This is a genomic window from Caulobacter sp. LjRoot300 (genome assembly GCF_964253875.1).
Lineage (GTDB): Bacteria > Pseudomonadota > Alphaproteobacteria > Caulobacterales > Caulobacteraceae > Caulobacter.
Map to the genome: position 1 here is coordinate 676,220 of NZ_CAXUSA020000003.1, position 26,082 is coordinate 702,301.

The following is a 26,082-nucleotide window of genomic DNA, read 5'->3' on the forward strand; positions in this document are numbered from 1 at the left end:
CCGCCCCAGCACGTGTCTAGGATGGGCTGTGACATTGTTTGCTTACAAAATTCTTGAGGGGCGTCAGGTGGATTTGGTGATCGCGCGCGACGCTCGCGCAGAGGGTTTCAGCTTAGCCCGGTCAACAGGCCGGTGCCGTTCCCGTGTCGGGCTCGCCCCTGGTCGCCTGCTTTGCGGCGTTTCACTTTCGGCGCTCGTGCTTTGCGGGCTTCCGTTTGTCGCGCACTCGCAGAGTCTGGATCGCTATTGGGACGCCAACGGCACGGTGACCGGCAGCGGCGGAAACGGCAACTGGAACACGACCGACCAGGTCTGGAGCGAATCCAACAGCGACGTGCTGGGTCCCTACCGGATCTGGAACAATGCCGCGCTCGACAATGCCATCTTCGGCATCCCCTCGGGCACCGTGGTCGGCACGGTTACGTTGGCTGAACCGATCACCGTCCACAACATGATCTTCCAGTCGGTCAATAACTGGGTGCTCAGCGGCAATACGCTCACGCTCGCCGGCGCCACCCCGACCGTTAACACGATCGGCCATACCACGATCAATTCGATCGTCGCGGGCACGGCGGGCCTGAACAAGATCGGCGGCGCCCAGCTTTACCTGACCGGCACGAACACGTTCAGCGGCGGAATCACGTTGGGCGGCGGGACTTTGCGCGTCGATGACAACGCCGCGCTCGGGGATGCAGGCAACGTCGTCACGGTCGCGGTCGGCTCCAACCTCATCATCGAAACCGGCAACGCCAGCAGCCGCACCGTCAGCATCAACAGCGGCGTGACCCTGAACGTGTACAACAGCACCGGAACCGCGCTCCTGACCGGCGCGGGCAACGTCAATGTCGCGGCCGGCTCCAACCTGACGAACGACACCAACAGCTATACCGGAACGACCCGGTTCAACGGCTGCAACGGCGTATGCGTCAGCAGGTTCAGTTCGATCGCGGATCTAGGCGTGGCGAGCGCGCTCGGCGCGCCGACGACGGTCGCCAATGGCACGATTGTCTGGGGGCAATCGAGTCAATACGAAGACTACCTCCTCTACACGGGCGACGGCGACAGCTCCAATCGCAACTGGAATCTGGTTGCCGGCAGCGGCGGGTTCATCAGGAACGACGGTACCGGCACGTTGACGCTGACGGGCGACGTCACTGCCAGCGGCACTGTCTTCTACCAGGCCAATACGGCCGACTTCGATGTGCTGGGCGTGCTGAGTGGCAGCGCCGGTTATGTATTCTCGGGCGGCGCGACGGCCGATGTCACCGTCGGCAGCGCCAACACCTATACCGGCGCGACGGCGATTTCGGGCGGCCTGGTCAACGTTCCGGTGCTCGCCGATAGGGGCGTTGTCAGCTCGTTCGGAACGGCATCCGGCGTGTCCGGAACGTCGGCGGCTATTGGGCTTTTGAACGGCGGCATCTTGTCCTACACCGGCGTCGGCGCGTTGAGCGATCGCAACTGGTCGAGCGATGGCATCACCCAGCTGCGTAACGACGGCAGCGGCGGTCTTGGCCTCAGCGGCAACCTGGCCTTCACCGCCGGCGGCGTCGATCTGCTGACATTCGGCGGCAACTACGCGGGGACCAATACTTTCGCCGGTGTGATCTCCGGCGCCGGCAACCTGGGCATGAACGGCGCCGGTACCTGGGTGCTGAGTGGCGCCAACACGCGTAGTGGCACGCTGACGGTCACCGCCGGCGCCTTGCAGGCCGGAAGCGCATCGGCGTTCGGGACCGTCACGGGTACGACCGTCAACGGCGGCACGCTCAACCTCGACGGTTTCGACCTGACCACGCCGACGCTGAACGGCTCCGGCGGCACGGTCGCGCTCGGTACGGCGGACCTGACCGTCAGCAGCACCGCCAACAGCAGCTATGCCGGCGGCATCAGCGGCGCCGGCGGTCTCAACAAGGCCGGCGCCGGAATCCTGACGCTGACCGGGGCCAGCACCTATAGCGGCGCCACCAACGTTGGCGGCGGTACGCTGCGGCTCGATTTCTCGGGCGCCGGCGGACCGACCGACAACATCCTTTCCGGCGCCTCGACGCTCAACATGGCGGGCGGCATCGTCAACGTGGTCGGGGCGGCGGGCGAAACCAACACGCAGACCTTCAGCGGCCTGAACATCGCCGCGGGCGCCAATACGATCGACGCCGATGCTGGGACCGGCGGCTCGATCACCGTCAATCTGGGCGCGATCAACCGCACCGGCGGCCTCGTTAACTTCAACCTGCCGACCAGCGGCAACATCACGACCACCAATCTCGCGCTCGGCGGCTGGGCGACCGTGAATGCGACCGATTACGCCAAGGTGGTCGGCGGCAATATCCTGGCCTTCACCGACGCCGACTATACCGATCAGGACGACGCATCGCTGTGGGCCAGCGGCCAGTATATCTCCGACAGCGACGGCGACGCCGACAGCTATTTCGGGACGGTCGGCAGCAGCGTCCAGCTCGCCGGCCTGCAGTTCACCACTCCCGACGCCACCACCACGGTGACGGTCGCGTCGGGTCAGACCCTCGGCGTCGATGGAACCATCATCGTCGCGCCGTCGGTGCTGAACAACAACCAGGCGATCACCGGCGGTAACCTGACCGGCGCATCCGGCGGCGGCGGCCTGGTGGGCATTCAGCAGAATGGCGGCGGCGCCCTCACCATCAATTCGACCATTGTCGACAATGCCGGGGCCGTAGGCTTCACCAAGGGCGGCGCCGGCGCCGTCAGCCTGACCGGCGCCAACAGCTATACCGGCGCGACCACGCTCAGCGCGGGTAGGCTCACCATCAACAGCGTCGCAAACGGCGGCGGCGCCAGCGCCATCGGCGCCGCGACGGCGGCATCGTCCAATCTCGTGCTGGAAGGCGGCACGCTCTCCTATACCGGCGGCACGTCGACGACTGACCGCGGCTTCACGCTCGTCAACGGCGGCGCCGGCGCCCCGGTGATCGAGGTGACCAACGCGGCCGCCAACCTCACCTTTGGCGGACAGGTCGTCAGCTCGGACGATGCCGGCCTGATCAAGACCGGCGCGGGCACCCTGACCTTGGCCGACGGAAGCAACAATTATGTCGGCGTGACGACCATCTCGGGCGGTACGCTGGCGGTCGACGATCTCGCCAACGGCGGCGTCGCCAGCGGCATCGGCGCGGCCACCGCCGCCTCGTCCAACCTCGTGCTACAGACTAATGGCGAGCTCGAATATACCGGCGGCACGACCAGCACCAATCGCGGCTTCACCCTGGCCAGCGGGCAGGGGCGGATCGATGTCGCGCAGGCCGCGACGACCTTGACGATGAGCGGCGTCGCGACCGGCGCCGGAACGCTCGTCAAGAACGGCGCCGGAACGCTGATCCTGTCCGGCAGCAGCAACTATACCGGCGGCACGGTCGTCAACGCCGGCACGCTCAGGGCCGGATCGCTCAACGCCTTCGGCGCCAATACCAACCTGCTCACCGTCAACGCCGGCGGCGCCGCCGATCTGACCGCGCTCAACATGACGGTCGGCGCGATCGCCGGCGCCGGCGCCGTCGACCTCGGCACGCGAACCCTGACCCTGAACGGAAACAACGGTACCTTTACCGGAACCATCACCGGCGCCGGAGGCCTCATCAAAGGCGCGTCGGGCCAGCAGACCATCAACGGCTGCACTAACAGCTACACCGGCGTCACCGATATTCGGGGCGCGCTTTTTGTCGATTGTCTGGCTAATGGCGGGCTCGCCAGCGGCATCGGCGCGTCGAGCGCCGCGTCGTCCAATCTCGTCATCCGCGACAGCGGCACCCTGGTCTATACCGGCGGCACGATCGCCACGGATCGTGGATTCAGCCTTCTGTCCGGCGCCGGCTATGTCCAGGTCAACAATGCCGCCACCGAGCTGACGTTCAGCGGAGTCGTGACCGGTCCGGGGACACTGGTCAAACGCGGGGCGGGCATCCTGACGCTGACCGGAGCCAACAATTATACCGGCCCCACCCAGGTCGAGGGCGGCATCCTGCGCGCCGGTTCGGCTACCGCGTTTGGCACGGGCGCCAACAGGGCGCTGAGCATGTTCAATGTCGCCGGCGCGGCGGCGGACTTCAACAACTTCAATATGTCCATGGGCTACCTGACGGGCGGCGGTCCCGCCGGCGGCAATATCCTGCTGGGCAGCGGCACCCTGACGCTGACCAATCCGGGAGGATCCGCCACTTTTCGCGGCGCGATCAGCGGTACCGGCAGCATCGTGCTGAACAGCACGCTCACCCAGCAGCTCGACACTTGCAACAACAGCTATAGCGGCAGCACGACGATCACCGGAGGCGGCGTGCTCGTCGTGAGCTGCCTGGTCAACGGCGGCGTCAACAGCGCGATCGGTTCGTCCAGCGCGGCCGCGAGCAATCTGACGCTCAACAACGGCACGCTGGCCTACGTCGGCAGCGGCGGGAGCACCAACCGCGAATTCACCATGGGCGGCAACGCCCAACTGGATTCGTCCGGCACGGGCACGATCGCCTTCACCAGCACGGCCGCAATCACCCAGGCGGGCACCGGTAACCGCACCTTCACGTTGGGCGGCGCCAACACCGGCGACAATCTCTTTTCCGGCCAGATCGACAATCCGGCCGGGGGCGGCGCAACCTCGCTCGCCAAGGTCGACGGTGGCGCCTGGCGGCTATCGAACCCGAACAGCACCTATACCGGCGCCACGACCATCAGCGGCGGCGTGCTCAGCGTCGATCATTTGAACAACGGCGGTCTCGCCAGCAGCATCGGCGCTTCGGGGGCGGGCGCCGCCAACCTCATTATCGGGACGGGCGGTACCCTTCGTTATACCGGCGTCGGCGACACAACCGATCGCCAGTTCCAGCTCGGCGCCAGCACGACCTTCATCGAATCCTCGGGCACGGGCGCGGTCAATTTCACCAACAACGCGGCGATCACCTACACCGGGAGCGGCGTCCGCGTGTTCGCGCTCGGCGGCACCAACACTGGCGACAACGTCATGGGCGCCAGCATCGGCAACCAGAGCGCGGTCAACATCACGTCGCTGGCCAAGAACGATGCCGGCAAATGGATCCTGACCGGAACCAACACCTATACCGGCGTCACCAACGTCAACGCCGGCACGCTGATCGTCGGCAATGGCGGAGCCGTCGGCTCGATCGCCAGCGGCACCGTGAACAACGCGGGCGTGTTCGGTTTCAACCGTTCCAACAGCTATACCTACGCCGGGGTGATCCAGGGCATCGGCTCGCTGCGGCAGTTGGGCGCCGGCGCCACGGTGCTGACCGGCGCCAGCACCTATACCGGGGGGACGACGATCAGCGCCGGCACGCTGCAACTGGGCAATGGCGGCTCGGACGGCTCGATCGTCGGCAATGTCGTCAACAACGGAACCTTGGCCTTCAATCGGAGCGACGCCTACATCTTCGGCGGCACGATCTCCGGCGCTGGCCGGGTGACGCAAATCGGCGCCGGCACGACGGTCCTGACCGGCACGAACAGCTTTACCGGCGGAGCCAGCATCACCGCGGGCACGCTCCAGGTGTCGAGCGACGCCAATCTCGGTGCGGCGAGCGGCGGCCTTACTTTCAACGGCGGGACGCTCAACACCACGGCGAGCTTCACCTCCGGCCGCGCGACCAATCTGACGGGCGCGGGCATCTTCTCAACCGATCCTGGCACGACCCTGACCCTGACCGGCGCCGTATCGGGCGCGGGCGCACTGACTAAGAACGGCGCCGGCACGCTCACGCTGGCCGCCAACAACAGCTACACCGGCCTGACGAGGATCAACGCCGGAACGCTACAGATCGGTAATGGCGGCGCGACCGGCAGCATCGTCGGGAACGTCCTCAATAACGGCGCCCTGGTGTTCGACCGCGCCGGTACCCTCACCATGGGCGGAACGATCATCGGCGGGGGATCGGTCACCCAGGCGGGGCCCGGCACCACTATCCTCACCGGTGCGAATACCTATGCGGGCCCGACGAATGTCGATGCGGGCACGCTGCTCGTCAACGGCGACCAGTCGGGCGCGGTGAATCTCACCGCCGTGGCTTCCGGCGCTACTCTGGGCGGTACGGGCACGATCGGCGGCGACGTGACCGTGACGGACGGCGGCACGCTGGCGGCCGGCTCGGGCGGCGTCGGCGTGCTCACGATCAACGGCAATCTCGCGCTCGGCAGCACGTCGCAGCTCGCTTTCGAGCTGGGCCAGGCCAACGTGGCCGGAGGTCCTTTGAATGACCTGGTGAACGTGGGCGGCAACCTGACGCTCGACGGGACGATCAATGTGACGGTGCCCGCCGGCGGCAGCTTCGGACCGGGGATCTACCGGGTCGCCAGCTATAGCGGCACGCTTGCCGACAACGGCCTAGCCATCGGGACGATGCCGCCGGGCAGCGATGTGTTCGTCCAGACCTCGGTCGCCAATCAGGTCAATCTCGCGAACACCGCCGGCCTGACGCTCAATTTCTGGGACGGCACGGGCCAGCCGAAGAATGACGGCACGATCCAGGGCGGCGACGGCGTGTGGCGCATTGGGGGCGGGACCAACGACTGGACTGACGTCGGCGCCATCGTGAACGCCGATTACGCACAGGACAGTTTCGCGATCTTCCAGGGCACGGGCGGAACCGTCACCGTCGACAATGGCGCCGGCAACGTGCTGGCCGCAGGCATGCAATTCGCGGCCGACGGCTACACGATCGCGGGCGGACCGCTGACGCTGACCGGCGCACAGGCGCTGGTGCGCGTCGGTGATGGTACGCCGGGCGATGCCGGCTTGACGACCACGATCGACGCCGTGCTCACCGGCTCGGCCCAGATCGTCAAGGACCTGGGCGGCACGCTCGTGCTGACCGGCGCCAACAGCTATACCGGCGGCACCTCGATCAACGGCGGGACGCTGCGCATTTCGAGCGACGCCAATCTGGGCGATGCGGCCGGGGCACTCAGCCTCAATAGCGGCACGCTCAATACGACCGCGAGCATCACCTCGGCCCGGGCCATCGACCTTGCCGGCGCGGGCGCCTTTCTCACCGATACCGGCACGGCGCTGACACTGAGCGGCGTCGTGTCGGGCGCGGGCGCGCTGACCAAGGATGGCGCGGGCTCGCTCCTTCTCACCAACGCCAACACCTATGCTGGTGGCGCCACGATCAGCGCCGGCACGCTGGCGATCGGCGATGGCGGCACGAGTGGCAGCATCACCGGCGATGTCGCCAACAACGGCACGCTGGCGTTCAACCGCTCGGACAACAGCACCTTCGCCGGCATCGTTTCCGGAACGGGTGCGCTCAACCAAGCGGGCACGGGCACGACGATCCTGACTGCCGAAAACAGCTACACGGGCGGCACGACGGTCAGCGCGGGCGTGCTCCAGCTCGGCGCCGGCGGCACGACCGGCGGCATCACCGGCAATGTGGTCAACAACGCGGCGCTGGTCTTCAACCGGTCTGACGCGGTTACCTTCGCCGATCTCATCTCGAGCAGCGGCCGCGTCGAACAGGCGGGCAGCGGCACAACGATCCTGACCGGCAGCAACAGCTATGCGGGCGCCACGACCGTGACTAGCGGCACGCTGCTGGTCAACGGCGACCAGAGCGCCGCGACCGGCGCGACCAACGTCGCTTCGGGCGCGACATTGGGCGGCATCGGCATCATCGGCGGCGGTGTCACGCTGGCCGGCGGCGCGACACTCGCGCCCAGCGACGCGGCTGGTCCAGGAACGCTCACCATCAACGGCAATCTCGCACTGGCCGGCGGCGCGACCCTCAATTACGACTTCGGCCAGGCCAATGTCGCCGGCGGCGCGTTCAACGACCTCGTCAATGTCGGCGGCGATCTCGTCCTTGCCGGCACGCTCAACGTGGCCACGAGCGCCGGCGGCAGCTTCGATCCGGGCATCTACCGGGTGATCAACTATGCGGGCGCCCTGACCGACAACGGTCTCACGATCGGGTCCATCCCCACAGGCACCGACTTCTTCGTGCAGACTTCGGTCGCTAGCCAGGTCAACCTCATCAACACCAACGGCCTAGCCCTGCGCTTCTGGGACGGCGCGGCCGGCGGCCGCAACGACGGCATCATCACCGGCGGCGACGGTGTCTGGCAGAACACCTCCGGCAACGACAACTGGACGCTGGACGACGCGTCGATCAACGCCCCGTTCCTCGACAGCGCCTTTGCGATCTTCGGCGGCACGGCCGGAACCATCACGGTCGATCGCGGCCTGGGCGCGATCAACGTCGCGGGCATACAGTTCGCGACCGACGGCTATGCGATCGAGGGTGACGCGCTCGACCTCGTCGGCCCGCAGGCGGTCATTCGGGTCGGCGACGGCTCAGCCGACGGCCTTGGCTATACGACGACCATCGATTCGGTGCTCGCCGGCACGGCCCAATTGGTCAAGACCGACCTCGGCACGCTCGTGCTCACGGGCGCCAACAGCTACACTGGCGGCACCGCGATCAACGGCGGCGCGCTGCGCATCTCGAGCGACGCCAATCTCGGCGATGCGGTTGGCGCGTTGAGCCTGAACGGCGGCACGCTCAACACTACCGCCGATATCGGCTCGAACCGGGCGGTCAGCCTGCTTGGTACAGGAACTCTGCTGACCGATGCGAGCACGACGCTGACGCTGAACGGCACGGTCGCGGGCGCCGGCGGGTTCACCAAAACCGGCGCCGGCAGTCTCATCCTGACCGGTGCCAACAGCTTCGCCGGCAACGTCGACGTGACCGCGGGCAGCCTGTTCGTCAATGGCGACCAGTCGGCGGCGACCGGCGCAATGAGCATCGCCTCGGGCGCGACGTTCGGCGGCTCGGGCACGATCGGCGGCAATGTAACGCTTGCCGACGGCGCGACGCTGGCGGCCGGCAATAACAATGTCGGCACGCTTACGGTGGGTGGGAACCTCGCGCTCGGCGCGGGCACGGTGCTTGCCTATGAGTTTGGTCAGGCGAACTTCGCCGGCGGTGCGCTCAACGATCTCGTCAATGTCGGCGGCGATCTCACCCTCGACGGCACGATCAACGTCACGGCGTCTGCGGGCGGCAGCTTCGGCCCCGGCATCTACCGCGTGTTCAACTATGGCGGCGCGCTCAGCGACAACGGTCTGGCGCTCGGCACACTGCCGGGCGGCAGCGCTGTCTCGGTGCAGACGGCGATCGCGGGGCAGGTGAACCTCGTCAACACCGCCGGCCTGACCTTGAGCTTCTGGGACGGCAATGCCGGCCCCAAGAATGACGGCGCGGTCAATGGCGGCGACGGCGTGTGGCGCGCGGGCGGTGGTTCCAACAACTGGACCGAGCTCACTGGCGCGGTGAACGCCGATTATGCCCAGGACAGTTTCGCGATCTTCTCAGGGGCTCCGGGGACGGTGAGCGTCGACAATGTCGGCGGCAACGTCCTGGCCTCGGGCATGCAGTTCGCCAGCGACGGCTATCGGATCACCGGCGGTCCGCTGACGCTGACCGGCGCTCAGGCGATCGTGCAGGTCGGCGACGGCAGCGTGGCCGGCGCGGGCTACACCGCGACGATCGACGCCGAACTCACCGGCGCCGCGGGCCTGGTCAAGACCGACGCGGGCACGCTCGTCCTCGCCGGCGTCAACAGCTATGCCGGCGGCACGGCGATCAACGGCGGCACGCTGCGCATCTCCGCCGACGCCAATCTCGGCGAGACAGCGGGCGGGCTCAGCCTCGACGGCGGAACGCTCAACACGACCGCCGACATCAACTCGACCCGGGCCGTCAACCTGACCGGCGCGGGCAGGTTCCTCACCGACGCGGGCGCCACGCTCACGCTCGGCGGCACGATCTCCGGCCCCGGCGCGCTCACCAAGGACGGCGTCGGCTCGCTCGTCCTAACCGCGGCGAACAGCTATGGCGGCGGCGCCACGATCTCCGCCGGCACGCTGCAACTGGGCAGCGGCGGCGTCACCGGTTCGATCCTGGGCGATGTCGCCAACAACGGGACGCTGGCGTTCAACCGATCCGACAGCCTGACCTTCGCCGGAGCCATCACCGGCGCCGGCGCGGTCAACCAGATCGGCGTCGGCGCCACGATCCTCACCGCCGACAACAGTTATACCGGCGGCACCACGATCAGCGCGGGCGTCCTCCAGCTTGGCGCGGGTGGAGCGACCGGCGGCATTGCGGGTGACGTCGTCAACAATGCGGCGTTGCTCTTCAACCGTTCCGGTACGGTCACGTTCGCCGGCCTCATCTCGGGCGCCGGCCGTATCGAGCAGGCTAGCGGCGGTGTCACCATTCTCACCGCCGCCAACAGCTATGCGGGCGCCACCACCGTGGGCGGCGGCACGCTGCTGGTCAACGGCGACCAGAGCGCCGCAACCGGCCTTACCAGCGTCGCCTCGGGCGCGACATTGGGCGGCATCGGTACGATCGGCGGCGACGTGACCGTATCGAACGGCGCCACCCTAACACCGGGCTTCGGCGGCCCGGGCACGCTGACGATCAACGGCAATCTCGCGCTGTCCAGCGGTTCGTCGCTCGCCGTCGACTTCGGCGCGGCCAATGCGGTCGGCAGTCCGCTCAACGATTTCGTCAATGTCGGCGGTGACCTGACCCTCGACGGCACGATCAACGTCACGGTCACGCCTGGCGGGGCGTTCGATATCGGCCTCTACAGGATCGCCAACTATGCCGGCGCGCTGACCGACAACGGCCTGGCGATCGGGACGATGCCCGCGGGCGGCGAGGTTTTCGTCCAGACCTCGGTCGCCAACCAGATCAACCTGATCAATACCGGATCGGCGAGCCTGAACTTCTGGGACGGCTTCGCCGGGCCCAAGTTCAACGGTGCGGTCGATGGCGGTGACGGCGTCTGGCAGAACGGTGTCGGCAACGACAATTGGGCTGATGTCACCGGCGCCGTCAACGCGCCGTTCGACAACGGCGCTTTCGCGATCTTCACCGGCGCGGCTGGGACGGTCACGATAGACGACGGCCTGGGCGCGGTCACGGCGTCCGGGCTCCAGTTCGCGACCAACGGCTACACGATCGCCGGCCAGCCCTTGACGCTTACCGGCTCGCAATCGGTGATCCGGGTCGGCGACGGCACGGTGGGAGGACTGGACTACACCGCCGTGATCAGCGCCGAACTCACCGGCGCCACCCAGCTCGTCAAGACCGACCTTGGGACGCTCGTGCTTGGCGGCAGCAACAGCTACACTGGCGGCACGCTGATCAACGGCGGCACGCTGCGCATTTCGAGCGACGCCAATCTCGGCGGCCCGGCCAGTGGCCTGAGCATCAATGGCGGCGCGCTCAACACGACCGCTGACTTGAGCTCGACCCGCGCGGTCGATCTCGCCGGCGCCGGCGCGTTCCTCACCGACGCGGGCACGACGCTGACGCTCAGCGGCGCAATTTCGGGAGCGGGCGTGCTCACCAAGGGCGGCACCGGCACGCTGGCGCTCTCGGGCGTCGGCGGATATCGCGGCGGCACGACGGTCGGCGCGGGCACGCTTCTGGTCAATGGCGATCATAGCGGCGCGACCGGAACGACCTCGGTGGCGTCGGACGCGAGCCTCGGCGGCATCGGTACGATCGGTGGCGATGTCGTCCTTGCCGATGGCGCGGTTCTTACCCCCGGCGCTGGTGGCGCGGGTACGCTCACGGTCAATGGCAATATGAGTTTGTCGTCCGGAGCGCGGCTCAACTATGAGTTCGGAGCAGCGAACGCCGTCGGCGGGGCACTGAACGATCTCGTGACTATAGGCGGCAACCTGACGCTCGACGGTACGATCACCGTGTCGGTTCCGACCGGCGGCGCATTCGATGTCGGCATCTATCGGGTGTTCAACTATGGCGGCGCGCTCACCGACAACGGTCTGACCCTCGGCACATTGCCGGGCGGCAGCGACGTCGCCGTCCAGACCTCGATCGCCGGTCAGGTCAATCTCGTCAACAGCGCCGGGCTGACGCTCAACTTCTGGGACGGCGCGGCGGGTCCCAAGAACAATGGCGTGATCAACGGCGGCAACGGCGTCTGGCAGAATAGTAGCGGCAACGACAACTGGACGAACCTGAACGGCGTCGTGAACGCGGCCTATACCGACGCCGCCCTCGCGGTGTTCGGCGGCTCGGCTGGCGCCGTCACGGTCGATGGCGGCCTTGGCGAGGTCACCGCCGCGGGTATGCAATTCGCCACGAGCGGCTACACGATCGTGGGCGACGGCGTCACGCTCGTCGGGCCGCAATCGACCATCCGCGTCGGCGACGGCAGCGCCGCGGGAGCGGGGTTCACCGCGACGATCAGTACGGTGCTCTCGGGCGACACCCAGTTGGTCAAGACCGATACCGGCACGCTCGTCCTGACCGGCGTCAACCGCTACACCGGCGGTACGCGGATCGGCGGCGGTACGGTGCAGATCGGGGCTGACGCCAATCTCGGCGCGGCCGCTGGGGGTGTGACGTTCGACGGCGGCACGCTGCGCACGACAGCCGACGTCACAAGCCATCGGGCCGTCGCGCTCACGGGCCAAGGGACGCTGCTCGCGGATGCGGGCGCCACCCTGACCTTGGGCGGCATTGTCTCGGGCGCGGGCGCTCTGAACAAGGCGGGGGAGGGCACGGTCGTGCTGACGGCGGACAGCGGCGGTTACACCGGCGCCGCCGATATCAAGGCCGGCACGATGGCCGTGAACGGGGTGTTGGGCGGCACGCTGTCGATCGGGCAAGCCGGGCGTCTTGAGGGCACAGGCCGGGTCGGCGCCACGGCCAACGGCGGCACGATCGCGCCCGGCTTTGCCGGCAATATCGGCGTCCTCACCATCCAGGGCGACTATGCTGGCAACAATGGTCGTCTCGAGATCGCCGCCGCGCTGGGGGGCGACAGCTCCATCGCCAGTCGACTGGTCGTCAACGGCGCGACATCGGGCACGACGCAGGTCAATGTTACCAACCGTGGCGGCCTGGGCGGCCAGACGGTGGAGGGCATCAAGATCGTCGACGTGACGGGGGCGTCCGAAGGTCGCTTCGTGCTCGACGGCGACTATGTCTTCAATGGGGATCAGGCCGTGATCGCCGGCGCCTATGGCTACCGCCTGCAACAGGGCGGCGCCAGCAGTCCCGCGGACGGCGACTGGTACCTGCGCTCGGCGCTGCTCAATCCGACCGCGCCCAACGAGCCACCCCTGCCGCTCTATCAGCCCGGCGTGCCGATCTACGAAGCCTATGGCGCCAATCTGCAGGCGCTCAACGGCCTGCCGACGCTCCAGCAACGTGTCGGCAACCGGAGTTGGGCGGTCGGCGCCAGTCCGGAAGGCGGCGGCGCCTGGGGGCGTCTGGAGGCGACGCGCAATCGCGCCAACGCCGCGATCTCCACCAGCTTGGCGGATCAGGACATCGACAGCTGGAAAATACAGTTCGGCGCGGATCAGACGCTGGCCGAGACCGACAAGGGCGAGCGGCTGGTGGGCGGCCTCACCGCCTATTACGGCCAGGCCGACAGCGATGTTCGTTCGACCTTCGGCAATGGATCGATCAAGACCAACGGCTACGGCGTGGGCGCGACGCTGATCTGGTACGGCCTGAAGGGGTTCTATGTCGACGGCCAGGTACAGTTCAGCTGGCACGACAGCGACCTCAACTCCGCCGTTCTCGGCGAGCTTGCGCGAAACAACGAAGGCCGCGGCGAGGCGCTAAGCCTCGAGGTTGGCAAGCGGATACCGCTCGGCGCCAAGCTCAGCGTCACGCCCCAGATCCAGACGGCCTATTCCGACGTTCGATTCGATCCCTTCATCGATCCAGCGGGAGCCACCGTTACGCCCGACAGGGGCGACAGCCTCAAAACACGCTGGGGCGTCTCGCTCGATCGTCAGAACGCGTGGGGCGGCGGTCGCAGCCATGTCTATGGCCTGATCAACCTGAACTATGAGTGGTTGGACGGCACGCGCGTCCGAGTTTCCGGTACGCCGCTTGACTATGCGACCGAGCGGCTTTCGGGAGAGCTTGGCGTGGGCGGCAGCGTCGGCTGGCGAAACGGCGTGGCGCTCTACGGCGAAGTTTCGGGCAATAGCCCACTCAAGAATCTCGGCGACGGCTATATGCTGAAGGCCAGCGTCGGGGTTCGGGTCGCGTTTTGATCCCGAGCGCGGTGCTCGAATGCGACATCGCCGCTGCTGGGTCTGCATGTGGAGCTTCGAAGTAAAGCCAAGCTTTCCTGGTAGCTTCCTTTTCGCCGCGAGGCAGAATTAGAGCATTAAGATGGATGCGGTTGACATCGCAAAGGTCCTGTTTCTGGATAAATCCAAGAATCTGCAATAGACAGTTGAAGAGGGCGAAATGTCGGTAACGGGCATTGGAGGCGTTTTCTTTCGGGCCGACCAGCCTGATATGTTGACTGAATGGTATCGCACGCACCTCGGCGTCGCGCCGGACGGCTTCAGGCCATGGCGGCAGGCAACGGGACCAACGATGGTCATGCCCTTCGCCCGTGACACCGACTATTGGCCCGCTCGCATAGGCCTCACCTCAAGGTTTGTGCGCTAAAAGGGCTCACCTCAAGGTTTGTTCGCTAAACCTCGGTTAAAAGTACGGACGACGAACATCCGATAGATCGGCGCAATCGAGGCGTCTAACCACAGCAACCCTTGCCGACCTCCTGGACCGGCGGACAGGCGACATCGCCATAGGAGCAAAACACACAGCAGTCCCCGGCTTTGGGCTTAAGGACCGCGCCACAACCACGGCAATCGTAGAAATACTAGCAAGCGTCAGTCGGCATGGTTTCGGTGGCCTGATCTCCGCAATGCGGACAGGTCAGCGTCGAAATGAGCGAGATCGTCACAGCGTTCATCCTCTTAACACCCGCAACAGAGACAGCAGCCAAGGCTCGATCAGCGGCTGCCAGATGCGCGCGGCCAGGGTGAGCACCGAGGCTCCGGCAAGCCCACCCACCGTGAGCCGCGAGGGCGGCGGACAGGTCCCATCGACGCGGCATGTACGCGCCCGTCGCCAGGTCAGCCCCCAGCCGACGCCAACGGCGGCCAGCGCGGCCAGGGTCAGTCCGTTTCGCTGCCCGACGATCCAGCCGGTCATCCCAAAACCGAGGCCGCCCAGGGAAAGCACCAGCGGCAAGACGCAGCAGGCCGCCCAGGCGAGAACCGCCGATGCGGCCGCGGCGATGGCGGCCCAGCCGACCAAGCGCTCGGCCGGCCCGCGATCGATGACGTGTCGTCCAGATTGAAGCTTGCCGTTTGGCGCCATCGTCTCGTCTCCGGTCATGATCGCCACCATGCTGCAACCCGTAGGAACTACGGGATCAAGAGGCTAAATCATGGTCGTTGCGCGCGGACTGACGATCGGACGGCTGGCGCGGGACGCCGGCGTCAATCTCGAAACCGTGCGCTACTACGAACGCATCGGCTTGATGCCCAAGCCTGACCGAACCTTGGGCGGACATCGCAGCTACAACGCCGAACAGGGCCGGCGCCTGGCTTTCATCCGCAGGGCCCGCGACCTGGGATTCGGCCTCGATGATATTCGGGCGCTGATCGCGCTCGCCCAACCTGCCCGAGCCTCCTGCGCCGAGGTGCTAGTGATCGCGACCGCCCACCTGGAGACCGTGCGCGCCAAGATGGCCGATCTGGCCCGACTGGAAGCCGCGCTGGCCGACACCGTCGACCGCTGCCAGGGCGACACCTCGCCGTCCTGTCCGGTCATCGAGGTGCTGTGCGGCTGATCCAGGCCAGTTCGCGGCCGCAGCCGGCCGAACGCACAGGGGAATCAACGTGACAGGACAGCCTGGCGGGCGGACAATCACGCCATGGCGCGGTTCATATTCGCCCTTTTTGCGATCTCGGCCCTCACGGTCAGCCCCTTGACTGCCTCCGCGAGGATAGCGCCCTGCGGCATGGACACCGTCCAGGTGATGGCCGCCAGCGCTCCGACGAACGGCGCATCGGTCGCTCACCATCAAGGCGGTGGACCCAAGGCGGCTCCCTGCTGCGACAAAGCGCGGCTGGGCTGCTCAAAGGCCTGTCCGACCGCTTGTTTTACCAGCATCGCCGGCCTGGCCGCCCTATCGAGCGTCGTGATCCGCGAGGGCCGCTCGACGTTTGACCAACCGGCCTTCAAAACCCTGGGGTCTCGCGAACCGGCCGGACCCGATCATCCTCCAAAATCCACGACCTGAGGCCATCGGCCGCGCTCTGAGCGGCATGACGCCTGAGCCATCGGGCGTCGCCGAAGCGCGGCTGCGCCAGGACGGATCGGTCGCCTGGCGACACCAAGGATTTTGGAGAGACCCCAATGACCACTCGCACAATCATCGCCGCCCTGGCGCTCAGCCTGCCGCTGGCGACCGGAGCCTGCGCTGTCTCGGGCAAGGACGGAGCCTATGCCTATCGCACTGCGCCGCCTCCCTCGAACCCGAAGGACGTCTTCCGCACAGCGACCCGAACGCCGACGGCGGATGAAGGTCACGCGATTGACGCCGCCGCCCACGAGCCTCCTCGCTGACTGGGATCGGCCTGCGTGGCATCGCCCGCTTCCGCCTAGAGGGAGCGGGCGATGGCCTGATCGGCGCCGATGGGAAGGCTCTCTTAACCTGCCGCGCGCCACCTTAAGGAAACGAAACTTGCTGAAGCTTGGCGCCTGACCTAAGTTTACCCACCATGTGGAACCTGATCCGCTGTCTTGTCGTGATGCTCGCCCTGGCTGGCTTTGTCGGCCAGACGACGGCGCGCGCCACGCCGATGATGATGGACCAGGTCGCCTCGACTTCGACGCAGGCGGCTCCGGCCATGATGAACTGCGCCGACATGCCCGGCATGTCGGACATGGCCAAGGCCGCGACCCCGGCCTCGCCGATCAAGGCCCCCTGCAAGGGCATGACCCATGACTGCGTCGGCAAGATGGGCTGCTCGACCTTCGCTTCGCCCCTTCCCGCGTCGATCTACGTCGCGGGATCGGTGATCTACGGGGCCGTGACCTTCGCCAACGCCGATCAGACGCGCGAAGGCCTCGCCTCGCCGCTTCTCTACCATCCTCCGAAACAGCTGGCCTGACCGCAGGCGTCAGCGCCCGTCGACCGCTCGCATCGAGCATGCGCCGGACGCGGCAGACGCCGTCAGCCCAAGCAAGGCCCACCGGGACTTCCCGCGGTGGGCGTTCAAATCGGAATGGAGGATGGTCTGATGACCTCCCGTAGTCTCATCGCGATCGGCGCGTCCGCGCTGGCGCTCAGCCTGTCCGTCGCCACCCTGGCCACGGCGGCTCAAACTGAACCCCAAGGCGGCTATACCCTTCGCACCGCCCCGTCGCCTTCGAACCCGCACGACGTGTTCCGCACCAACATCAAGGTCCCGCGCTCACCCCAGGTCGCCCAGCAGGCCAAGGCGGATGACTGCGACTGCCCGATGATGAAGGCCGAAGCGGCCATGCGCGCCATGTGCATGGACATGGGCGCTCGCGCTACGCCGCCGAAGGGCTAGCCGCTTCCAAAGCCCGCGCCTGACCTATCCCCGGCGCGGGGGCGGAAGGGACGCCGGCGGCGGCCTTGGCCGTCCGCCGGTGTTTCCGGCTCGAATCCCAGCAGGCCCCTATTCGACGGGACCCCACGATGCGTTTTCTACTGATCCTAACCTCGGCGACACTGCTGGCCGGCGCCGCCCAGAGCGCGCCGCTGACCTTCGATGCGGCCCTCAAGCTCGCCCAGTCCGCGCCCAGCCTGCAGGCCAAGGGCGCAGAGGTCACGGCGGCCCGGTCCTCGGCGATCGCCGCCGGCCGCCTGCCTGACCCCAGGCTCGCCGTGGGCCTTGGCAACTTCCCGATCTCTGGCCCGCCGGTCGGGACGTTCGGCGGCGACAGCATGACCATGGCGACGATCGGCGTGACCCAGGATGTGCCCAGCGGCGCCAAGCGGTCAGCGGCGCGGTCACGCGCGGCGGCCGATATCGAAGCTGCGCAGACCGGCCAAGAGGCCGAAGTGCGCAACGTGCGCCTGAGCACCGCCCTGGCCTGGATCGATCTCTACTACGCCAAGCGGCGCCTGGCCGCGCTCGACGACATCGACAAGGCGATCGCGCCGTTGCGGGCCAGCGCCCCGTCGCAACTGGCGGCCGGCGCTGCCCGGCCGAGCCAAACCCTGGAACCAGAACAACTGGCTGCGGCACTCGGCGACCGGCGCGCCGATCTGGTCGCCGCGGTCGGCAAGGCCAGGGCCGAGCTGGTCCGCTGGACAGGCGAAGTCGATGCCGATGTCGATGGTAGTCCGCCGGACTACGCCATCGAGGTGAGCGCCCTGCGCGCCGGTCTCGACGACCTGCCCGCCATCCGCGCCTACGAGGCCATGGGCCGCCAGGCCGACGCCGATGTGGCGCTGGCCAAGTCCGACAAACGTCCCGACTGGAGCTGGGACCTGACCTATCAGCGCCGTGACCCGATGTACGGCGACATGGTCTCGATCGGCGCGACCGTCGGCCTACCGCTGTTTGGCCGCACCCGGCAGGATCCGGTGATCGCCGCGCGCGCCTCGACCGCCGCCCGCGTGGGCTACGAACGTCAAGCGGCCCGCCGCGCGCTGGCGGCCTCCCTGGACGCTGACCTGGCTGACCACGTCATGCACCACAACCGGCTGACGCGGGCCCAGACCACGCTCGAACCGCTCGCCGCGCGGCGCGCCAAGCTGGAGACGGCGAGCTACGGGGCCGGAACCGCCAGCCTGTCCGACGTACTGGGGGCCTTGCTGGCCCTGGCCGAAGCCAGAATCGACATCCTCGACCGCGAGGCCGACGTCCAGCGCGACGGCGTCCGCATCGTCCTGACCTATGGAAGCGACGCCCGATGACCCGTCCCTTGTCTCGCGGCCAGCTGGGCCTATCGGCCGTCGCCATCGCTGTCGTGGCCGCCCTCGGCGGCTACGGCCTGGCCCAGCTCCAGAGACCGCATGCCGACACCAGCGCCATGTCGGCCGCGCCCGCGCCGGACCGTAAGGTGCTCTACTGGTACGATCCGATGGTTCCGGCCCAGCACTTCGACAAGCCGGGCAAGTCGCCGTTCATGGACATGCAGATGGTCCCTCGCTACGCCGACGAAGGCGGCGGCGAGGCCGGTGTGCGGATCGACCCGGGGGCGGTTCAGAACCTGGGCGTGCGGCTGGCCACGGTCGAGCGCGGCGAGTTCGCCCAGGGCGTGGACGCCACGGGCGTCCTCGACTTCAACCAGCGTGACGTCGCCATCGTCCAGGCGCGCGCGGCCGGCTTCGTGCAGCGGGTCTACGGCCGCGCGCCCGGCGACGTGGTCGCCGCTGGCGCGCCGATCGCCGACCTGCTGGTTCCGTCCTGGGCTGGGGCCCAGGGCGAGTATCTGGCGGTGCGCGGGAACGGCGATCCGGCGCTGGAGGCAGCGGCCCGGCAGCGGCTGCGGTTGCTGGGCATGTCCGATGGCCTGATCGACCAGGTCGCCAGAACCGGACGGACCAGCAATCTCGTCACGGTCACCACGCCCGTGGCGGGCGCGATCCAGACCCTGGACGTGCGCCAGGGCATGACGGTCGGCATGGGCCAGACCTTGGCTCAGGTCTCCGGCCTGTCGACGGTCTGGCTCAACGCCGCCGTGCCCGAGGCGCTAGCCGGCCAGGTCCGCGCCGGCCAATCGGCGCGCGCCGAGTTTGCCGCCTTCACCGGCCAGACCTTCACCGGCCGGGTGACGGCGATCTTGCCCACGGCCCAGGCCGACAGCCGCACCCTGACCGTGCGCGTCGAACTGGCTAATCCGGGCGGCCGGCTCAAGCCCGGGATGTTCGCCACCGTCCATCTTGGCGGCGAAGTTCGACCCGCGCTGTTCGTCCCTTCCGAGGCGGTGATCCGCACTGGCAAGCGCGCCGTGGTGATGGTGGCCGGCGACAGCGGCCGCTTCCAGCCGGTCGAGGTCCAGATCGGCCGCGAAGACGGCGATCGCACGGAGATCCTGGCTGGCCTCGCCGAAGGCCAGAAGGTCGTCGCCTCCGGCCAGTTCCTGATCGACTCCGAAGCCAGCCTGGCCGGGCTTCGGGCCAAGCCGCTCGCGGCGAGCGCGCCCGCCGCGCCAGCCAAGGCAGGCCCGGCTCTCAACCAGACGCGCGGCCGGGTCGAGGCCCTGGCGGCCGGATCGATCACCCTCAGCCACGAGCCGGTTGCGGCGATCGGCTGGCCGGCCATGACCATGACCTTCAAGCTCGATCCGCCAAGCCTAGCCCAGGGGCTGAAAGTCGGCGACCAGGTGGCGTTCGCCTTCGAGCAGCGCCCCGACGGCCCCGTGGTCCGCCGCCTGGCCAAGGAGACGGCGCGATGATCGCCGCCCTGATCCGCTGGTCGGTCAAGAACCGTTTCTTCGTGCTGATCGGCGCCCTGGCCTTGCTGGCCGCCGGCGGCTGGGCGCTGCGCTCGACGCCGGTCGACGCCCTGCCGGACCTATCCGACGTGCAGGTGATCATCCGCACGCCCTATCCGGGCCAGGCGCCGCAGATCGTCGAGAACCAGGTCACCTATCCCTTGGCCACCACCATGCTGTCGGTGCCCGGCGCCAAGACGGTGCGCGGCTATTCGTTCTTCGGCGACAGCTTCGTCTATGTCTTGTTCGAGGACGGGACCGACCTCTATTGGGCCCGATCCCGGGTCCTGGAATATCTCAATCAGGTCCAGAGCCGGCTGCCCGACACCGCCAAACCGGCGCTCGGGCCCGACGCCACCGGCGTCGGCTGGGTCTACGAATACGCCCTGGTCGACAAGACCGACGGCCACGACCTGGCCCAGCTGCGATCGCTGCAGGACTGGTTCCTGCGCTATGAGCTCAAGACCCTGCCGGGGGTGGCCGAGGTCGCCAGCGTCGGCGGCATGGTCAAGCAGTACCAGGTGGTGCTCGACCCTATGAAGCTCGCCGCCTATGGCGTCACCCACCAACAGGTCGTCGAGGCGATCCGGCGCGCCAATAGCGAGACCGGCGGCTCGGTGCTGGAACTGGCTGAGGCCGAGTACATGGTTCGGGCCTCGGGCTATCTGAAGACGCTCGACGACTTCCGCGCCATCCCACTGAAGACCGGCGTCGGCGGAGTTCCGGTGCGGCTGGGCGATGTGGCGACCCTCCAGCTTGGTCCGGAAATGCGCCGCGGCGTTGCCGAACTGGATGGCCAGGGCGAGGTCGCTGGCGGGGTGGTGATCCTGCGTTCGGGCAAGAACGCCCGCGAGACCATCGCGGCGGTGAAGGACAAGCTCGCCGAGCTGAAGAACAGCCTGCCGCCCGGCGTCGAGGTGGTGACGACCTATGACCGCTCGCAGCTCATCGACCGGGCGATCGGCAACCTGCGCGAAAAGCTCCTCGAGGAGTTCATCGTCGTCGCCCTGGTCTGCGCGCTGTTCCTCTGGCACGTGCGCTCGGCCTTTGTCGCCATCCTAACCCTGCCCCTGGGCGTGCTCTTCGCCCTGCTGGTCATGCGCGCCCAGGGGGTCAACGCCAACATCATGTCGCTGGGGGGCATCGCCATCGCCATCGGGGCCATGGTCGACGCGGCCGTGGTGATGATCGAGAACGCCCATAAGAAGATCGAGCGCTGGGAGCACGAACATCCCGGCCAGCGGTTGGAAGGCGAGCGGCGCTGGACGGTGATCACTGACGCCGCCGCCGAGGTCGGCCCAGCGCTGTTCTTCAGCCTGATCATCATCACCCTCAGCTTCGTGCCGGTCTTCACCCTGCAGGGTCAGGAAGGACGACTGTTCTCGCCGCTGGCCTTCACCAAGACCTACGCCATGGCCGGGGCGGCGATCCTGTCGGTGACCCTGGTGCCGGTGCTGATGGGCTGGCTGATCCGCGGGCGCATCCCGGCCGAGAGCAGCAACATCCTCAACCGCTGGCTGACGGCGGCCTATAGGCCCGCCCTTGACTGGGTGATGCGCCGCCCGCGAGCCACGCTGCTGATCGCCGCCCTGGCCTTCGCCACCACGGCCTGGCCGCTCAGCCAGCTCGGCGGCGAGTTCATGCCGCAGATCGACGAGGGCGACCTGCTCTACATGCCCTCGGCCTTGCCTGGCCTCTCCGCCGCCAAGGCCTCGGAGCTGCTTCAGCAGACCGATCGGATGATCAAGACCGTGCCGGAGGTCAAAAGCGTGTTCGGCAAGGCCGGCCGCGCCGAGACCGCCACCGATCCGGCGCCGCTGGAGATGTTCGAGACCACCATCCAGTTCAAGCCGCGCGACCAGTGGCGGCCGGGCATGACCCCCGAGAAGCTGGTCGAGGAGTTGGACCGCACGGTCAAGGTCCCGGGCCTGGCCAATGTCTGGGTGCCGCCGATCCGCAACCGCATCGACATGCTGGCCACCGGCATCAAGAGCCCGATCGGGGTCAAGGTCTCGGGCGCCGACCTCGCCCAGCTCGACCGCATCGCCCACGACGTCGAAACCGTGGCCAAGCGAGTCCCGGGCGTCAGTTCGGCCCTGGCCGAGCGCCTGACCGGCGGGCGTTATGTCGATGTCGACGTAGATCGCGCCGCCGCCGCCCGGTTCGGACTCAACATCGCCGACGTGCAGGAGATTGTCGCCGGCGCCATCGGCGGCGAAACCATCGGCCAGACCGTCGAGGGCCTGGCGCGCTACCCGATCAATGTCCGCTATCCCCGTGAGCTGCGCGATAGCCTGGAGGGGTTGCGGAACCTGCCGGTGCTCACCCCGGCCGGTCAGCAGATCACGCTGGGCACGATCGCCAAGGTCGAGATCGCCGAGGGTCCGCCGATGCTGAAGACCGAGAACGGCCGGCTCTCGACCTGGGTCTATGTCGATGTCCGCGACCGCGACCTGGCTTCGGTCGTTGGCGACCTTCAGAAGGCCGTCGCCAAGGACGTCAAGTTCGCGCCCGGCGTCTCCGTTGCCTATTCGGGGCAGTTCGAATACCTGCAACGCGCCGTCGAGCGCCTGAAGCTGGTCGTGCCGGCGACGCTCTTGATCATCTTCGTCATGCTCTACGTGATCTTCCGCCGCTTCGACGAGGCGGCGCTGATCATGGCCACTCTGCCGTTCGCCCTGACCGGCGCGATCTGGGCGCTCTACCTCCTGGGCTACCACCAATCGGTCGCCACCGGCGTCGGGCTGATCGCCCTGGCCGGTGTCTCGGCCGAGTTCGGCGTGGTGATGCTGATCTATCTGAGGGACGCCCTGAAGGATCGCGGCGACAATCCCTCCGCCGCCGAGGTCGATGAAGCGGTACGCGAAGGCGCTCTGCTGCGGGTGCGGCCCAAGGCCATGACCGTGGCGGTGATCCTGGCCGGCCTGGCTCCGATCCTATTTGGCCACGGCGCGGGCTCCGAGGTGATGAGCCGCATCGCCGCGCCGATGATCGGCGGCATGCTGACCGCGCCGCTGCTGTCGATGCTGGTCGTTCCCGCCGCCTTCTTCCTCATCCGCCGCCCAAGGCGGCAGGGCGGTCCCGACTTCACCCCAACCTCTCAGACCCAAAGGAGATCATCATGAGAGCACTTCCCTACGCCACGGCCGGCGCACTCGCCCTGACCCTGGTTCTCGCCGCCTGCGGGCCGAAGAAGGAGGCCAGCGCCCCCGCCGAACCCATGCCGCCACCCGCCGCCGCCCCGGCGGCCTCCGCTCCGGCTGCGAGTGGCGACATGGCCGGCATGGACATGGCGCCCTCCGACAAGATGGCCAAGGGCGTCGGCGTCGTCACCGCGATCGACAAGACCGCGGGCGTCATCACCCTCGACCACGAAGCCATCCCCGAAGCTGGCTGGCCGTCGATGGTCATGGGTTTCAAGGCCGCCTCGGCCCTGCTCGACGGCGTCGCGGTCGGCGACAAGGTCGCTTTTGACCTGAAAGTTCATGATGGATCAGGCGAGGTGACGGCGATCAAGAAGCGGTAGGAAACGCATGGAACGGGCGTCGGTCAGGTTGGCCGACGCCTGGTCATGCCTCGGCTGGTGGGATGCGCCCGATCGTCGCCTTGCTGACCCCCAAGACCCGCGCCAAGTGGCGGGCACTTTCACCGCTGGCCCGTTGCTGGGCCACGAACGACCTTTGAGCGACGGTCAGAATTGGACGGCGGCCGAGCTTCACGCCGCGGGCTTTGGCCCGAGTGCGGCCGTCGCTGGTGCGGGACCGGATGAGTTCGCGTTCGAACTCGGCCAGGCCGCCTAGCACCGTCAGCATCAACCTGCCATGCAGCGCGCCGTCGAGCATCTGCGGGAGAGGGGAGCGGCCGCGCCGGACGAGCTTCTGACACACCTATCGCCGATGAGCTGGGCCCACGTCGGCCTGACGGGCGACTATCTCTGGGCCGACGCCGCGAGCGGCAGTGGATTTAGACCTCTCAACGATCAGACCGACAGGCTTTACCGCGCCGCTGGCCGATGTTCCTGGTTTGTACTTTTAGGCGCCTTTTAGCGCACAAACCTTGAGGTGAGCCCTATCTGGGCTAGGCGGCGATCATGGCGCGCAGATCGACCCCGCGTCCAGAAGAGCGCTTGCGGATCATGGCCGCCCCGCGGTTCCCTCAAAGCCGAACCACGCCTGGCCGCGTGGGTCTCTTTCCCAGGCCAGAGAAGGGATTTGCCGGATTTCCGAAGGGACCACACGCTCGGATAAGAATGGACGGCCTTGAACCCGATGGTATCGTGCCGGCTGCGCGTCCCACGCGTAGCGGGATAATTTTTGAGTACACGAACGCTTTTTGGTCGAGGTCCGGCAAAATTTCGCGAATGGTCGGCTGGTCCTTATCTTTCCAGCCGCTGATTTGCATTAGTTAACAATTGACGCGAGCCAAACAGCGTTTCGTCCGTTCTAGTCTCGTGTCGCCGTGGGATTCGCCTGCGGGGAGTCCGTCATGGCGACGCTTGCACTCGATGGCTATGGTTGGCCTGTCGCCGATATTCGACACCCCTTACCGTTCCTATCCGCTCGCGCCTTGTTTTCGTAGCGACATGCCGATGACAAATCTTGAGATCCGAGTAGCCGCCCTTCAGTTCCTCAGCCTCCGCCTCTGCGCGGCGCTGTCGCTCGAACAACTCGAGGAAATCCGGCAATCGACCTTGGATGGGGTCAGGGCGACGGACGTCGAGTCGATACAGATGCAGACAGAGTTCCTGAAATTGTTGGACGACGCCATCGAGCGCGCTCGTCAAAAGCAGGCCGCCTCCGACCTCGTCAAGAGTTCGGTCCACCTGGCCTAAGGGGGCGGTCGTAAGGGTTTTCTCGCGCCGACCTAGGGTTTGACCTGATAGCGCTCGGGTCACCGCGGCCTCAGTCTGGCCCAGCTCGCTCGTCAAGGCGTCACCCCCGATTTCCCTTGGCAAGCCGCGGTTCGCTCAACCCCCAAGAGCGCGCCCGTGGTCGCGGGCCGAGAGCCGGCCCTCATGTCCCGACGCATGTGTCGGGTCGGCTCTCCCTGCCGCCTTCAGCGGGCCCTAGGCTTCGATCAGCTTGTTGCGGATGGCGTACCGCACGATGTCGGCCAGTGAATGGGCGCCGAGCTTTCGCATGATGTTGCCGCGATGGCTCTCGACGGTCTTGACGCTGATGTCGAGCATCGAGGCGATGACCTTGTTGCTGCGGGATTCGGCCAGAAGTTGGACGATCAGAAGCTCGCGCGTGGTCAGGGTCTCGGCCCCTTCGATCATCTCGCCCAGCCCGTGAGGGCCCGGCGAAAGATAGCCGCGCAGCACCGCGTCGGTGATGCCCGGGCAGAAATAGGGCTTGTGGTTCAATAGCGAGGCGACGGCGGCGATGATGTGATCGGTCGAGGCCGATTTCAAAACGAAGCCCCTGGCTCCGGCGCTGAACACTTCTCGTACCAGCTGCTCGCTGTCGTGCATCGTGAAGATCAACAGTTCGGTATGAGTCTTCAGTTTGCGGACGTCGCGGGCGACGATGACGCCACTGACGTCGGGCATGCTGATGTCCAGGATCATCACGTCCGGAACCAGCTCTTTGGCCAGACGGATCGCGTCCCGGCCGTTGGAGGCTTCGCCGCAAATGGTCCAGCCCGGCTGTGATTCAAGCGCCTCGCGAAGTCCTGCGCGTACGATCGAATGATCGTCGGCGAGCAGAATGGTCGGGGCGCTAGGCAAGGGCATCTTCGATTCTCGCTC

The 26,082-nt window shown here is 67.3% G+C and carries 15 protein-coding genes and 1 pseudogene; 12 read left to right on the top strand and 4 right to left on the bottom strand.

Features of this window, described 5'->3' with window-relative positions:
- The first annotated feature begins 28 nt into the window (after positions 1 to 28).
- Positions 29 to 14,104, top strand: coding sequence for an autotransporter-associated beta strand repeat-containing protein (locus ACSQ2G_RS13380; RefSeq protein ID WP_436031559.1), 14,076 nt, complete (start codon positions 29 to 31; stop codon positions 14,102 to 14,104).
- Positions 14,105 to 14,595: 491 nt separating this feature from the next.
- Here ACSQ2G_RS13380 and ACSQ2G_RS13385 read toward each other — a convergent pair.
- Together ACSQ2G_RS13385 and ACSQ2G_RS13390 are read right to left on the bottom strand one after the other, a co-directional pair.
- Positions 14,596 to 14,817: pseudogene (locus ACSQ2G_RS13385) on the bottom strand (GDCCVxC domain-containing (seleno)protein).
- Positions 14,814 to 15,257: an MFS transporter permease gene (locus ACSQ2G_RS13390; RefSeq protein WP_436031561.1), complete on the bottom strand. Its 444-nt coding sequence runs from the start codon at positions 15,255 to 15,257 to the stop codon at positions 14,814 to 14,816. The pseudogene ACSQ2G_RS13385 and the gene ACSQ2G_RS13390 overlap by 4 nt, the downstream one beginning before the upstream one ends.
- A gap of 40 nt (positions 15,258 to 15,297) precedes the next feature.
- Between ACSQ2G_RS13390 and ACSQ2G_RS13395 the strand changes: the two genes are divergently transcribed.
- The 9 genes from ACSQ2G_RS13395 (at position 15,298) to ACSQ2G_RS13435 (ending at position 23,859) form a co-directional block, all read left to right on the top strand.
- Positions 15,298 to 15,702, top strand: a complete 405-nt coding sequence (locus tag ACSQ2G_RS13395) for a MerR family transcriptional regulator (protein ID WP_436031563.1) — start codon at positions 15,298 to 15,300, stop codon at positions 15,700 to 15,702.
- A 171-nt stretch (positions 15,703 to 15,873) separates the two neighbouring features.
- Complete coding sequence (locus ACSQ2G_RS13400; RefSeq protein WP_436031565.1) at positions 15,874 to 16,155, top strand: hypothetical protein; 282 nt, start codon at positions 15,874 to 15,876, stop codon at positions 16,153 to 16,155.
- Between the two features lie 116 nt (positions 16,156 to 16,271).
- Positions 16,272 to 16,481 carry a hypothetical protein gene (locus ACSQ2G_RS13405; RefSeq protein ID WP_436031567.1) on the top strand — a complete coding sequence of 70 codons (210 nt, stop codon included), beginning with the start codon at positions 16,272 to 16,274 and terminating at the stop codon, positions 16,479 to 16,481.
- A 155-nt stretch (positions 16,482 to 16,636) separates the two neighbouring features.
- Positions 16,637 to 17,029 (top strand): hypothetical protein, encoded by a 393-nt coding sequence (locus tag ACSQ2G_RS13410; RefSeq protein WP_436031569.1) that lies wholly within the window; start codon positions 16,637 to 16,639, stop codon positions 17,027 to 17,029.
- A 129-nt stretch (positions 17,030 to 17,158) separates the two neighbouring features.
- Positions 17,159 to 17,455, top strand: a complete 297-nt coding sequence (locus ACSQ2G_RS13415) for a hypothetical protein (protein ID WP_436031573.1) — start codon at positions 17,159 to 17,161, stop codon at positions 17,453 to 17,455.
- 128 nt (positions 17,456 to 17,583) lie between these two features.
- Positions 17,584 to 18,810 (top strand): TolC family protein, encoded by a 1,227-nt coding sequence (locus ACSQ2G_RS13420; protein WP_436031575.1) that lies wholly within the window; start codon positions 17,584 to 17,586, stop codon positions 18,808 to 18,810.
- Entirely contained in the window at positions 18,807 to 20,294 is a 1,488-nt protein-coding gene (locus ACSQ2G_RS13425) for an efflux RND transporter periplasmic adaptor subunit (RefSeq protein WP_436031577.1), read from the top strand. Before ACSQ2G_RS13420 ends, ACSQ2G_RS13425 begins: the two co-directional genes overlap by 4 nt.
- Entirely contained in the window at positions 20,291 to 23,458 is a 3,168-nt protein-coding gene (locus ACSQ2G_RS13430; protein WP_436031579.1) for an efflux RND transporter permease subunit, read from the top strand. The genes ACSQ2G_RS13425 and ACSQ2G_RS13430 overlap by 4 nt, the downstream gene beginning before the upstream one ends.
- On the top strand, positions 23,455 to 23,859 hold the full coding sequence (locus tag ACSQ2G_RS13435; protein WP_436031581.1) for a copper-binding protein: 405 nt from the start codon (positions 23,455 to 23,457) through the stop codon (positions 23,857 to 23,859). Before ACSQ2G_RS13430 ends, ACSQ2G_RS13435 begins: the two co-directional genes overlap by 4 nt.
- Positions 23,860 to 23,902: 43 nt before the next feature.
- Here ACSQ2G_RS13435 and ACSQ2G_RS13440 read toward each other — a convergent pair whose 3' ends face one another.
- Complete coding sequence (locus ACSQ2G_RS13440; RefSeq protein WP_436031583.1) at positions 23,903 to 24,175, bottom strand: recombinase family protein; 273 nt, start codon at positions 24,173 to 24,175, stop codon at positions 23,903 to 23,905.
- Between ACSQ2G_RS13440 and ACSQ2G_RS13445 the strand changes: the two genes are divergently transcribed.
- Entirely contained in the window at positions 24,155 to 24,379 is a 225-nt protein-coding gene (locus tag ACSQ2G_RS13445; RefSeq protein WP_436031585.1) for a Tn3 family transposase, read from the top strand. The two genes, ACSQ2G_RS13440 and ACSQ2G_RS13445, sit on opposite strands and share 21 nt — an antisense overlap.
- Positions 24,380 to 24,837: 458 nt before the next feature.
- Positions 24,838 to 25,164 (top strand): hypothetical protein, encoded by a 327-nt coding sequence (locus ACSQ2G_RS13450; RefSeq protein WP_436031587.1) that lies wholly within the window; start codon positions 24,838 to 24,840, stop codon positions 25,162 to 25,164.
- A 234-nt stretch (positions 25,165 to 25,398) separates the two neighbouring features.
- Here ACSQ2G_RS13450 and ACSQ2G_RS13455 read toward each other — a convergent pair whose 3' ends face one another.
- Positions 25,399 to 26,067: a response regulator gene (locus ACSQ2G_RS13455; protein ID WP_436031588.1), complete on the bottom strand. Its 669-nt coding sequence runs from the start codon at positions 26,065 to 26,067 to the stop codon at positions 25,399 to 25,401.
- Positions 26,068 to 26,082: the final 15 nt, after the last annotated feature.

Coding starts and splice junctions, on each gene's coding strand:
- ACSQ2G_RS13390 (WP_436031561.1), bottom strand. CDS start 15,257: ATGGTGGCGATCATGACCGGAGACGAGACGATGGCGCCAAACGGCAAG.
- ACSQ2G_RS13395 (WP_436031563.1), top strand. CDS start 15,298: ATGGTCGTTGCGCGCGGACTGACGATCGGACGGCTGGCGCGGGACGCC.
- ACSQ2G_RS13400 (WP_436031565.1), top strand. CDS start 15,874: ATGGACACCGTCCAGGTGATGGCCGCCAGCGCTCCGACGAACGGCGCA.
- ACSQ2G_RS13405 (WP_436031567.1), top strand. CDS start 16,272: ATGACCACTCGCACAATCATCGCCGCCCTGGCGCTCAGCCTGCCGCTG.
- ACSQ2G_RS13410 (WP_436031569.1), top strand. CDS start 16,637: ATGTGGAACCTGATCCGCTGTCTTGTCGTGATGCTCGCCCTGGCTGGC.
- ACSQ2G_RS13415 (WP_436031573.1), top strand. CDS start 17,159: ATGACCTCCCGTAGTCTCATCGCGATCGGCGCGTCCGCGCTGGCGCTC.
- ACSQ2G_RS13420 (WP_436031575.1), top strand. CDS start 17,584: ATGCGTTTTCTACTGATCCTAACCTCGGCGACACTGCTGGCCGGCGCC.
- ACSQ2G_RS13425 (WP_436031577.1), top strand. CDS start 18,807: ATGACCCGTCCCTTGTCTCGCGGCCAGCTGGGCCTATCGGCCGTCGCC.
- ACSQ2G_RS13430 (WP_436031579.1), top strand. CDS start 20,291: ATGATCGCCGCCCTGATCCGCTGGTCGGTCAAGAACCGTTTCTTCGTG.
- ACSQ2G_RS13435 (WP_436031581.1), top strand. CDS start 23,455: ATGAGAGCACTTCCCTACGCCACGGCCGGCGCACTCGCCCTGACCCTG.
- ACSQ2G_RS13445 (WP_436031585.1), top strand. CDS start 24,155: ATGCAGCGCGCCGTCGAGCATCTGCGGGAGAGGGGAGCGGCCGCGCCG.
- ACSQ2G_RS13440 (WP_436031583.1), bottom strand. CDS start 24,175: ATGCTCGACGGCGCGCTGCATGGCAGGTTGATGCTGACGGTGCTAGGC.
- ACSQ2G_RS13450 (WP_436031587.1), top strand. CDS start 24,838: ATGGCTATGGTTGGCCTGTCGCCGATATTCGACACCCCTTACCGTTCC.
- ACSQ2G_RS13455 (WP_436031588.1), bottom strand. CDS start 26,067: ATGCCCTTGCCTAGCGCCCCGACCATTCTGCTCGCCGACGATCATTCG.